The sequence below is a fragment of the Kitasatospora sp. SUK 42 genome, from assembly GCF_015776785.2.
Taxonomy (GTDB): Bacteria; Actinomycetota; Actinomycetes; order Streptomycetales; family Streptomycetaceae; genus Kitasatospora.
In genome coordinates, this window is sequence record NZ_LFMD02000003.1 from 1,837,004 (window position 1) to 1,849,162 (window position 12,159).

The window sequence follows — 12,159 nt, forward strand, 5'->3', positions numbered from 1 at the left end:
CGTGATCGTGGAAGGCAGGAACGTGATCACCAGGGCGGCTCGGTGGAGCGCTGTCCACCCCTGGTGGGCGATCGCGCTCTGGGTGGTGTTCGTGGTCGGCGCCCTGGTGGTCGGCGGCGTCACCGGCACCCGGCAGGCCACCAACTCCGACCTCTCCATCGGACAGTCGGGCCGGGCCGCCGCGATCGCCCGCAGCGGCGGCCTCCAGGACCGCGCCGTGGAGAACCTCCTCATCACCGCCTGGGGCGGCGGCGCCCTCGACCCGGTCCGCGCGCGCTCCGCCGCCGTGGACGCCGTCCGGGACCTGAGCACCCTGGGCGGCATCGCCTCGATCGGCAAGCCGCAGTCCGCCCCGGACGGCTCCGCCCTGCTGGTCCCGGTCACCCTGGAGGGGGACCCGGAGACCGCCGCCAACCGGGTGCAGCCGCTGCTGGACTCCGTCGACCGGTCCCGGAAGGAGCACACCGACCTGCGGATGGAGCTGGTCGGCGCCGGCTCGATCAAGGCCGGACTGAACGAGATGCTGAGCAGGGACCTGGGCAAGGCCACCGTGCTGAGCCTGCCGGTGACCCTGCTGGTGATGGTCTTCGTCTTCGGCGCGATCGTCGCCGCGAGCGTCCCGGTGGTGCTCGGCCTCTCCTCGGTGCTGGCCGGGCTCGGCCTGTGGGGGGTGGCCTCGCAGTGGATCCCCGATCCCGGGCCGGTCACCCAGTTCATGGTCCTGATGGGCATGGCGATCGGCGTCGACTACTCGCTCTTCTACCTCAAGCGCCAGCGCGAGGAGCGGGCACTGGGCGCCGACAACATCGACGCGATCGAGATCGCCGCCGCCACCTCCGGGCACTCGGTGCTGGTCTCCGGTGTGGTCGTGCTGGTCTCGATGGGCGCGCTCTACCTGGCCGGGCACATCGCCTTCGAGTCGATGGCCACCGGCGCGGTGATCGTGGTGGCGATCGCCATCATCTCCTCGCTGACGGTGCTGCCGGCCATGCTGTCCCGGTTCGGCCGCTACCTGGACGCGCCACGGGTGCCGCTGGTGTGGCGGTTCACCCAGCGGGGCGGGGTCAAGCCCCGGCTCTGGTCGACGATGCTCAAGCCCTCGCTGCGCCACCCGGTGATCGCGCTGGTGGCCTCGGTCGGCGCGCTGCTGCTGCTCGCGCTGCCCGCGCTCGGGCTGAAGCTCAAGGCCACCGGGATCGACGACCTGCCCCGGTCCATCCCGGCGATGCAGTCCTACGAGCGGCTGACCCACTCCTTCCCGAGCCAGTCCGACACCCACACGGTCGCCGTGAAGGTCCCGGCCGACCGGTCGGCGGAGCTGGGCACGGCGGTGGACGAGCTGGTCCAACTCGCGATGACGGACGACCTGTTCGTCCACGACCCCGCCCCGGTGGTGCGGACCTCGGCGGACGGCACGGTGGCCACGGTGGCGATCGGCACCCAGTTCGACAGCGGCTCGCCGCAGGCCCGCGCCTCGCTGGAGCGGCTGCGCGGGGACCTCGTCCCGCAGACCCTCGGCGCGGTCGAGGGCGCCCAGTTCGCGGTCGGCGGCAGCGACGTGGCCTACGACGTGGACTACCGGGCGAACGTGATGGACAAGATGCCCTGGGTGCTCGGGGTGGCCCTGGCGCTGACCTTCCTGGTGATGGCCCTGGCCTTCCGCTCGCTGGTGCTGGCGCTGATCACCGTGGTGCTCAACCTGCTCTCCGCGGTGGCCTCCTTCGGTGTGCTCGCGCTGATCTTCCAGCACACCTGGGCGGAGGGACTGCTGCACTTCGAGTCCACCGGGCGGGTGGTGGCCTGGCTGCCGCTGATGCTCTTCGTGATCCTCCTCGGGCTCTCGATGGACTACCACGTCTTCGTGGTCAGCCGGATCCGGGAGGCGGCCCGCGGCGGGCTGTCGCTCCGGGAGGCGGTCGAGCAGGGCATCACCCGCACCGCCGGAGTGGTGACCAGCGCGGCGGTGGTGATGGTCTGCGTGTTCTCGCTGCTGGCCTCGCTCAACTACATCGAGATGAAGCAGATGGGCGTGGGCATGGCCTGCGCGGTGCTGCTGGACGCGACGCTGATCCGGATCGTGGTGCTGCCGGCCATGATCACCCTGCTCGGCTGGAAGACCTGGTGGCCCTCCCGCCTCGCCCGCCAGTCCGTCGCCCGCACCCCGCGGATGCCCGCGATGGTGGCAGCCGCGGCGGCCTCGGCTGCCGCCCGGACGACACTTCCGTAACACCAGGGCAACCGGCAGAACGGCCGGGGACGGGCTTCGGCCCTCCCCGGCCGCTTCGTGCGTACACCCCGTCGGCGATCCGGTCGCGACGAGGGGTTTGACGGCGCCTGGCCTGGGGTGGTTTGTTACGGGAGTTGTAGAATCGCAAACGCGTTCGTCGTTGCGCGAGCAGCCTCCCGGAGGAGGGCGCATCTGCGACGGGGCGCACCACGGAAGCGGGGGGGCTGGTGTGGTGGTGGGGCATGCACGGTGACGGCCTCGCCTCGGCGCGCTGGCGCGAGGAACTCTCCAGAGTCGGGACGCTCTCCAGCCGGGAGCGACAGGTCTTCGACCTGATCGGAGCCGGCCATTCCAATCGCGGCATCGCCGACCGACTACACGTCACGGAACGCACCGTCAAGGCCCATGTCGCCAGCATCCTGGCAAAACTCGGGGTGGAGTCGCGGCTCCAGGCCGGGCTGGTGGCCCAGGTCCACCAACTCATGTACGAAGGTACATGGCCGGACGAGCCGCGCGTGTCCGATACTTGACCGGCGCGAATGATACCCGGCTTTTCCCTTTTTCAGGCCCTTCCAAACAAATCGACCACCACTGGTGGTGACGCCCTGATGAATCAACGGAAAAGCCTGTGGCTGGAGTTCACCGCTAGGAACGGGGAAATTGGTGTACATCTCCATATTAGGCCCACTGTTGATCGGGGACGGTCAGCGCACCGTGGGTCTACGGGCGAAGAAGAACCGCGTGATGCTCACCATGTTGGCGCTGAACGCCGGTCAGGTGGTCGCCTTCGACGAGCTGATCGACGAGCTGTGGGGGGAGGCGCCGTTGAAGAACGCGCGCAACGCCCTCCAGGCCAACGTCAAGCGGATGCGGAAGTCCCTGGCCGAACACGGCCTGGAAAGACCGGACCAGGAGCTGATCCGCACGGTCGACAACGGGTACATGCTGGACATCCCGGAGGAGGCGGTCGACGCGTACCGCTTCCTGCGGACTGCGGAGAAGGGTGCGGGGCTGGTCGAGCACCGGCCGTACGAGGCCATGGACACGCTCCGCGGGGCGCTGGCCATGTGGCGCGGACCGGCTCTGCTCGACACCAGCGACGGACCGTGGTGCCGAGCGGTCGCACTGCGGTTGGACGAACAGCGCAAGACGGCCCGCGAGGACCTGATCTCGGCGCAGTTGCAGTCCGGCGAGGCCGGTGCGGTGGTGGCCGAGCTGAAACAGCTGCTCGCCCAGTACCCCGAACGGGAGCGGTTCAGCGAGCAGTTGATGATCGCTCTGTACCGCTGCGGCCGCCAGTCGGAGGCGGTGGACATCTTCCACCGCACCCGCAAGTGGCTCGACGAGGAGCTGGGGCTCAAACCGAGCCGCCGGCTCCACCACCTGTACCAGGCGATCCTGATGCAGGACCCGTCCCTGTGAGCCCGGGGCGAGGGCAGCTCGCCCCGGGCTCAAGGACGGACTGAAGGACTAGCGGCGGCGCAGGGCGGCATCGGTGATCCCACCGATCCGTCCGGCCGCCGCTTTTCCGAGCATCTCCTCGTGCCCGCACGGCACCTGGTGCACCGTCAGCGGGCCGCCCAGGTGCGCCCGCCAGCGCTCGGCGAGCTCGGCGCCGGGCGCGCCCTGCGGCTCGTCGGCGGCGACGAACAGCAGCATCGGGCCGTCGAACCGCCCAGGGGTGAACTCCCGTGCGATGTCCGTGTGGTGGCGCATCACGGCCATCAGCCGGGCCAGCTCCCCCTCCTCGATGCCGCCGTCCGCGGCGTGGTGGGTGAGGAAGGCCTCCCGGATCTCCTCGTCGGTGGGGTTCGGGTCCCCCGGGCGCACGGGGTAGACGTCCAGCGCCGCCAGGAAGTCCACCCGCTCGCCCGCCTCCCGGAGCCTGACCGCGATCTCGTGCGCGACCAGCCCGCCGAAGGACCAGCCCAGCAGGTGGTACGGGCCGTGCGGCTGCACCCCCCGGATCCGCTCCAGGTACACCTGCGCCAGCTCCCCCACCCCGAGCGGCTTGTGCCACTGCCCGGCGGGCGCCGCGATGCCCTCGGACTGGAGGGCGTAGACCGGGCGGTCCTGGTCCAGGTGCGGGGCCAGTTCGGCGTACGGCAGGCCGAAGCCGACCCCGCCGTGCACGCAGAACAGCGGCTCCGCGCCGCCGCCGGGCCGGATCGGCAGCACCGGCCCCAGCATCGCGGCCGGGAGCGCGGCGGTCCCGGCGGACGGCAGCTCCCGGACGGGCGCCTGCGCGGGGCGGGCGGCCGCGGCCAGGGCCGCCACCGTCTTGTGGGTGAAGACGTCGGCCAGCGAGAGGGTCAGCCCCGCCTTGGCGGCCCGGCTGACGATCTGCACCGAGCGCAGGCTGTCACCGCCGAGGGCGAAGAAGTCCCCGTCGGCGCCGACCCCGTCGAGCCCGAGGATCTCCCCGAAGACGGCCGCGATCACCTCCTCGGCGGGCGTTCCCGGCGCCCGTTCCCGGCCCCGCGCCTCGGCCGCCCGACTCCCCGGCTCGGGCAGGGCGGCCGTGTCCACCTTGCCGTTGGCCGTCAGCGGCAGCGCGGGCAGCGTCACCAGGTCGGAGGGCACCATGTGCGCGGGCAGGGACTCGCCGAGGAAGGCGCGCAGCACCGGCACGTCGACGGCGGCCACACCGGACAGCGGCACCACGTACCCGACCAGCTGCGGAACGCCCGTCGGCGTCGGGCGGACCCGCACCGCGGCCTGGACCACCACCGGGTGGCGGGTCAGCGCCGCCTCGATCTCGCCCAGCTCGATCCGGAAGCCGCGCAGCTTGACCTGGTGGTCGACCCGGCCGACGTAGTCCAGGGTCCCGTCGGCGCGCCAGCGCACGAGGTCCCCGGTGCGGTACATCCGGCTGCCGGGCGGGCCGTACGGGTCGGCGGTGAAGCGTTCGGCGGTGGTCGCCGGGCGGCTCAGGTACCCGTGGGCGAGACCGGCCCCGGCGATGTAGAGCTCGCCGGTGACCCCGGCCGGCACCGGGGCGAGCGCCGCGTCCAGCACGTACGCCCGGTGGCCCGCCAGCGGGCGGCCGATCGACGGGCGGCCGTCGCCGGGGCCCAGCGGGTCGCTCCAGCTGGCGCAGACCGAGGTCTCGGTCGGGCCGTAAGCGTTGCGGAACTCGACCTCCCCGGCGAAGCGGTCCACCAGCGCGGGCGGGCAGGCCTCGCCGCCGACGGCCAGCACCAGCCCCTCGGGCAGCGGGACGTCCTCGGGCAGACCGGCCGCGACGGTGGGCGGCAGGACGGCGTGGTTCACCCGGTGTTCGGCCATCATCCCGGCGAGCTGCTCCCCGGCGAGGCGGCTGTCGTCGGTGGCGAGCACCATGGTGCCGCCGGAGAAGAGCGAGGCGCACAGCTCCCACACGCTGGCGTCGAAGCTGAAGGAGGCGAACTGGAGCACCCGGGCGGGCTGGAGCGTCAGGAGGTTGGCGACGAGGTTGACCGCCCCGGAGTGGGGCACCGCGACGCCCTTGGGGCGGCCGGTCGAGCCGGAGGTGTAGATGACGTACGCGGTGTCCGTCGGGGTGAGCGGCCGGGTGCGGTCGGCGTCGACGGGGTCGGTGGACGGGGCGGCGGCCAGCTCCGCCTCCGTCGCGGGGTCGTCCAGGAGCAGCGGGACGACGCCCTCGGGCAGGTCCGGCAGCCGGTCGGCGGAGTGCCCGTCGGTCAGCACCTGGACGGGCGCCGCGTCGTCGAGCATGTGGGCGATCCGGTCGGCCGGGTACTGCGGGTCCACCGGCAGGTAGGCGGCGCCGGTCTTGAGCACCGCGAGGAGGGCGATCACCATCTCCGGGGAGCGCGGCAGGGCGAGCGCCACGAGGTCCCCGGGGCCCGCCCCGCGGGCCAGCAGCAGCCGGGAGAGGCGGTTGGCGCGGGCGTTGAGCTCCCGGAAGTCCAGCCGCAGGGTGCCGGGGCCCGCCGGGACGGCGTCGGGGACGATCAGCGCCAGGTGGTCCGGGTCCTCGGCGGCGTGGTGCTCCAGCAGGGCGGGCAGGGTGAGGGGCCCCGCGGGGGCGGAGGCGGGGCGCATGGCGGGGGTCGGGGCGCCCCAGTCCTCCAGCAGGAAGTGCCGTTCCTCCGCGGTCAGCAGCTCCAGGGCGCTGAGCGGGGCGTCCGGGGCGTCGGCGGCGGAGGCCAGGAGGGTGGCCAGCGAGCGGGCCAGCCGGTGCGCGGTGGCGGCGGTGAAGAGGTCCTCGCGGTACTCCAGCAGGATGTCCAGCCCGGCGGGGGCGCCGTCCGCGCCGGTGCGCTCACGCACCTGGAAGGACAGGTCGAACTTGGCGGTGGCGGTACCGGTGGGCAGCACCTCGGCGGTCAGGCCCGGCATGGGGGGCAGGTCGGCCCCGCCGCCGAACGAGCCGGTCTCGAAGGCCAGGACCACCTGGAACAACGGCTGGCGGCCCATCGAGCGGACCGGGTTGAGCTCCTCGACCAGGTGCTCGAAGGGCAGTTCGGTGTGCGCGTAGGCCGTCAGGTCGGTCTCCCGGACCCTCCCGAGCAGCTCGCGGAAGGCCGGGTCGCCGGAGGTGTCGGTGCGCAGCACCAGGGTGTTGACGAAGAAGCCGACGAGCTCGCGGACGGCCTCGTCCGCACGCCCGGCCACGGCGGTGCCGAGCGGGATGTCGGTGCCCGCGCCGAGCCGGGTGAGCAGGGCGGAGAGCCCGGCCTGGACGGCCATGAACAGGCTGGCCCCGCCGGAGCGGGCCAGTTCGGCCAGCCGGGCGTGGACCTCGGCGGGCACCTCGTGGGCGACCTCCGCGCCCCGGTGGCCGGCGCGGGCCGGGCGCGGGAAGTCGGTGGGCAGCTCCAGTTCCTCGGGGATGCCGGCCAGGACCTCGCGCCAGTGGGCGAGTTCGGCGGCGGCGAGGCTGTCCGGGTCGTCCTTGGTGCCGAGCAGGGCGCGCTGCCAGAGCGCGTGGTCGGCGTACTGCACCGGCAGCGGCGGCCAGTCGGGCGCGCGGCCCTCCGTCCGGGCCCGGTAGGCGGTGGCGAGGTCGCGGGCGAGGGGCTCGAAGGAGGCGCCGTCGGCGGCGATGTGGTGCACGGTCAGCGCCAGCGCGTGGTCCTCCGCGCCGAGGGTGAACAGCCGGGCCCGCAGCGGCACCTGGGAGGAGAGGGTGAAGGGGCGGGCGGACTCCTCGGCGAGCGCGCCCTCCAGCTCGTCGGCGGTCAGCTCGACCGTCTCCAGCCGGGCGCCGGCCCGCTCCGCCTCGGCGGCGGTCAGCACCAGCTGCGAGGGCAGCCCGTCGGCCTCGGCGAAGACGGTGCGCAGGCTCTCGTGCCGCTCCACCACGTCCCGGACGGCGGCGGCCAGCGCGGCCCGGTCCAGCGGTCCGGACAGCCGGACGGCCAGCGGGATGTTGTAGGTGCCGGTCGGGCCGTCCATCTTGTCCAGGAACCAGAGCCGCTCCTGGGCGTGGGAGAGCGGCACGGTGGCGGGCCGCTCGGCGACGGCCCGCAGCGCGGGCCGGGCCGGGGCGGGCTCCGCCGGCGCCTCCTCCGGGTCCAGGGCACGGGCCAGCGCCTCGGCCGTACGGGCGTCGAACAGCGCCCGCACCGGGACGTCCGTGCCGAGCGCCGCGCGCAGCCGGTTGACCACCCGGGTGGCGGACAGCGAGTGCCCGCCGAGCTCGAAGAAGTCGTCGTCCGCGCCGACCCGCTCCAGCCCGAGGGCCTCGGCGAACACCGTGCAGAGCAGCTCCTCGCGCTCCCCGGCCGGCTCGCGCCCGGTGCCCGCCCGCTCGTCCGGCGGGGCGGGCAGGGCCTTGCGGTCGACCTTGCCGTTGGGGGTCAGCGGCAGGTCGTCCAGGGGAACGTACACGGCAGGGATCATGTGCGTGGGCAGCACCGATGACGCCCGCTCCCGCAACCGGTCGCGGTCGATCCCTGCCGGTACGACATAGGCGACCAGGCGGGCGTCCCCCGCCCGGTCGGTGCGGGCCGTGACGACGGCCCGCCGGACGCCGGGCTGCGCGGCCAGCACCGACTCGATCTCGCCCAGCTCGATCCGGTAGCCGCGGATCTTGACCTGGAAGTCGCTGCGCCCGGCGTACTCCAGCGCCTCCCCGGCGGTGTCCCAGCGGACGATGTCGCCGGTGCGGTACATCCGGTCCCCGGCCGGGCCGTACGGGTCGGCGACGAAGCGCTCGGCGGTCAGGCCGGGGCGGTTCAGGTAGCCGCGGGCCAGGCCGCCGCCGGCCAGGTAGAGGTCCCCGAAGGTGCCGTCCGGGACGGGGCGCAGCGCGCCGTCCAGCACGTAGGCGCGGGTGTTGGCGATCGGGCCGCCGATCGGCGGCGGGCCCGGCCGGTCGGTCAGCTCGGCGGCGGTGGACCAGATGGTGGTCTCGGTCGGGCCGTACACGTTGGTCACCGAGGCGCAGTGCGCGGTGAGGGTGCGGGCCAGCGGCTCGGGCAGCGCCTCGCCGCCGACCAGGGCGCGCAGGCCGGCCAGCCGGGGGGCGTGGTCGGCGGCCAGGGACTGCCACAGGCTCGGGGTGGCCTGGAGGACGGTGGCGCCGAGGCCGGTGACCGCGTCGGCCAGGGCGGCCGGGTCGCGGACGGTCTCGCGGTCGGCGACCAGGAGTTCGGCGCCGCTCGCGAGCGGGACGAACAGCTCCAGGTTGGCGATGTCGAAGCCGAAGGTGGTGACGGCCAGCAGCCGGTCGGCGGGGGTCACGGCGAAGCGCCCGGCCATGTCCCGGACCAGGTTGACCAGCGCGCCGTGCGGCACCACCACGCCCTTGGGGCGGCCGGTGGAGCCGGAGGTGTAGATGACGTACGCGGGGTGGTGGTGGTCCGGAGCCCCCGCCGCGCACTGCCCGAGCGCGGCGGGGAGGCCCTCCGGTTCGTCCAGGACCCACAACCCGTCCTGTCCGGCGAGGAGTTCGCGCACCCGGCGGTGGGTGAGGGTGACCACCGGGGCGGCGTCGTCGAGCATGTAGCGCAGCCGGTCCACCGGGTAGTCCGGGTCCAGCGGCAGGTAGGCGGCGCCGGTCTTGAGGACGGCCAGGGCGGCCACCACGAGGTCGCAGGAGCGGTCCAGGGCGATCGCCACCACCCGCTCCGGTCCGGCCCCGGCGGCGGTCAGCCGCTGGGCCAACTCGTCTGCGCGACCGTGCAGTTCGCGGTAGGTGAGGCGCTGGTCGCCGCAGCGCACGGCGGGCGCGTCCGGGGTGCGGGCCGCCTGCGCGTCCAGCAGCGGGGCGAGCCAGGGGCCGGGCGGCGGGGTCGCGGTGGCGTTGCGCCCCTCGACGACCAGGGCCCGCTCGGCCGCGTCCAGCACGTCCAGCCGGCCGCAGGGCTCGTCGGGCGCGGCCACGGCGGCGGCCAGCAGCCGGGCGAAGCGGCGCCCGATCAACTCGGCCTCGGCGCGGCCGAGCAGCGCGGGCACGTGGTTGACGGCGAGGCCGAACGGCGTGCCGGGGAAGACGGTGAGGGTGACCGGGAAGTGCGTGGCCGAGCGGATGTCGACGCCGGTCACCCGGGGGCCGTCGCCGGGGTCGAGCCGCAGGCTGCCCATCGGGTAGTTCTGGAACATCAGGGCGGTGTCGAAGAGTTCGCCGCGCACGGTGGTCAGTTGCTGCACCTCGGCGAGGGTGAGGTGCTCGTGCGGCAGCAGCTCGGTCTGCGCGTGCTGGACGGCGGCGAACAGCTCGGCCGGGGTGCGCGCCGGGTCGACGTCCACCCGGACCGGCAGGGTGTTCGCGAACAGGCCCACCATCCGCTCCACGTCGGGGATCTGGGCCGGGCGGCCGGAGCTGACCGCGCCGAACAGCACGGTGTCCTGGCCGGTCAGCCGGGCGAGCAGCAGCGCCCAACAGCCCTGCACCACCGAGTTGACGGTCAGTCCGCGCGCCCGGGCGAAGCCGGTCAGCGCGGCGGACACCTCGGGGTCGAGGTCCAGCGGGACGGACTGCGGCAGCGCGCCCGCGCCCTCCGAGGCACCCGTACCGCCGGCCGGCACCAGCCGGGTCGGCTCGGCCACCCCGGCCAGGGCGGCGCGCCAGGCCTTCCGGGCGGCCTCCTTGTCCTGGGCGCCGAGCCACGCCAGGTGGGCGTGGTAGCGGGCGGTCCGCCCGTCCGGCGCGGCGGCCGCTCCCCCGGCCGCTTCGGCGAGTTCGCCGAGCAGGGTGACCATCGACCAGCCGTCCAGCAGGATGTGGTGGACGGTCCACACCAGCCGGCACCGGCCGTCCCCGGCACGCGCGAGGGTGAGGCGGTGCAGCGGGGGGCGGGCGAGGTCGAAGCGGCGCAGCCGGTCCTCCTCGGCCAGCCGGTCGAACTCGGTGTCGGCCTCCGCCCCGACGGCGGCCACCGCGACCTCGTGCCAGGGCAGCGCGACGGCGGTCGGGATCACCTGGACCGCCTCGCCGTTCTTGCGATGCCGGAAGCAGGCCTTGAGGTTGGGGTGCCGTTCCAGGAGCGCGTCCGCCGAGGTGCGCAGCGCGGCGGCCTCGGTGTCGGTCAACTCCTCGAAGTCGAGCACCAGCTGAATGGTGTAGACGTCCGTGCCCTCGCGGTCGTACTCCGAAAGAAAGAGCAGCCCCTGTTGCAGTGGCGAGAGCGGAAGGACTTCACTGATGGCGGACGGCCGATTCAAACCGGGCTCCTCGTGGAAGGCCTGCGTTGTGCTGTTCAGGCAGTGCGTCTGCGGTTCGCGGGTGAGGGAATAACAAACGCTTTCCGATGACGCTGACGGGCAACTGACCGGCAGCTGACGGACGGCTGACGCCCGTGGCCGAGCTGCGCCGATGCGCCCGCCGCGGGGCCCGTCAGCAATCCGTCAGCCCCTCGTCAGCGAGCGGCGGGAGGCTTGCCGCCGAGGCTAATTCGTTACCGAAGGCCAGGAGTCTCCAGTGCCGGTCATTTCCGCGTCGCACGAATTCGAGGTCAGCGACCTCTTCGTGAATCTTCAGCCGATCTTCGGGCACCGTCTCTTCGTGAAAGTCGAAGGATTCAACTTCGCCGGATCCATCAAGCTGAAAGCGGCCCGGGAAATGGTGGCCCAGGCCGAGGCGTCCGGTGCGCTCCGCCCCGGATCGACGCTGGTGGAGTCCTCCTCCGGGAACATGGGCGTGGCGCTGAGCGTGCTCGCCGCCGCCCGCGGCTACCGCTTCATCTGCGTCACCGACTCCCGCTGCAACGAGGTCACCCGGCGCACCATGGAGTCGTACGGCACCGAGGTGCACCTGATCACCGAGCCGCACGAGACCGAGGGCTTCCTCGGCGCGCGGATCCGGCACGTCCAGGCGCTGCTCGCCGCCGACGAGCGGCGGGTCTGGCTCAACCAGTACCTGAGCCCGGGCAACTGGATGGCGCACTACCGCACCACGGCGCCCGCGATCGCCCGTCAGTTCCCGGACCTGAACGTGCTGTTCGTCGGCGCCGGCACCACCGGCACCCTGATGGGCTGCGCCCGGTACTTCCGCGAGCGGCGCCCCTCGGTGCGGGTGATCCCGGTGGACAGCGTCGGGTCGGTCACCTTCGGCACCCCGCCGGCCACCCGGCACATCCCGGGCCTGGGCACCAGCGTGCGGCCGCCGCTGCTGGACGACTCGCTGGTGGACCGCCCGATCCACGTCGAGGAGCGGGACACCGTGCGCACCTGCCGCGAGCTGATGCGCGGCGGCTTCATGTTCGGCGGTTCCACCGGCACCGCGGTGAGCGGGGCGCTGCGCTGGCTGAACGAGCACCACGGCGACGGCGCCGGCGGCGTGCGCGAGCGGGTGACCGCCGTGACCATCTCGCCCGACCTGGGCGAGCGCTATCTGGACACCGTCTACCACGACGAGTGGGTCCGCGACGCGATCGGCCCGGAGGGCCTGCTGCCCGGCATCGAGCACCAGGGGCTCGACGCGAGCCCGCTCGCCGGGCTGCACCCGGTGACCGGCTGATCGACGACGGCAGTGACAGAGG

The 12,159-nt window shown here is 73.7% G+C and carries 5 protein-coding genes; 4 read left to right on the forward strand and 1 reads right to left on the reverse strand.

All coding sequences use genetic code 11. The features are described 5' to 3' along the window. The first annotated feature begins 1 nt into the window (after position 1). The 3 genes from RZ50_RS18015 (at position 2) to RZ50_RS18025 (ending at position 3,649) form a co-directional block, all read left to right on the forward strand. Entirely contained in the window at positions 2 to 2,227 is a 2,226-nt protein-coding gene (locus tag RZ50_RS18015; RefSeq protein WP_308271723.1) for an MMPL family transporter, read from the forward strand. 242 nt (positions 2,228 to 2,469) lie between these two features. Next, positions 2,470 to 2,757, forward strand: coding sequence for a helix-turn-helix transcriptional regulator (locus RZ50_RS18020; RefSeq protein ID WP_196951850.1), 288 nt, complete (start codon positions 2,470 to 2,472; stop codon positions 2,755 to 2,757). 184 nt (positions 2,758 to 2,941) lie between these two features. Beyond that, positions 2,942 to 3,649: an AfsR/SARP family transcriptional regulator gene (locus tag RZ50_RS18025; protein WP_308271819.1), complete on the forward strand. Its 708-nt coding sequence runs from the start codon at positions 2,942 to 2,944 to the stop codon at positions 3,647 to 3,649. A 48-nt stretch (positions 3,650 to 3,697) separates the two neighbouring features. Here the strand turns inward: RZ50_RS18025 and RZ50_RS18030 are convergent, their stop codons facing one another. Next, positions 3,698 to 10,843, reverse strand: a complete 7,146-nt coding sequence (locus RZ50_RS18030) for a non-ribosomal peptide synthetase (RefSeq protein ID WP_196951852.1) — start codon at positions 10,841 to 10,843, stop codon at positions 3,698 to 3,700. 256 nt (positions 10,844 to 11,099) lie between these two features. Here RZ50_RS18030 and sbnA point away from each other — a divergent pair, with 256 nt between their 5' ends. Next, complete coding sequence (sbnA, locus tag RZ50_RS18035) at positions 11,100 to 12,137, forward strand: 2,3-diaminopropionate biosynthesis protein SbnA (RefSeq protein ID WP_196951853.1); 1,038 nt, start codon at positions 11,100 to 11,102, stop codon at positions 12,135 to 12,137. Positions 12,138 to 12,159 lie beyond the last annotated feature (22 nt).

Excerpts from the sequence above, each read along its gene's own strand:
- RZ50_RS18020 (WP_196951850.1), top strand. The coding sequence starts at position 2,470 with ATGCACGGTGACGGCCTCGCCTCGGCGCGCTGGCGCGAGGAACTCTCC.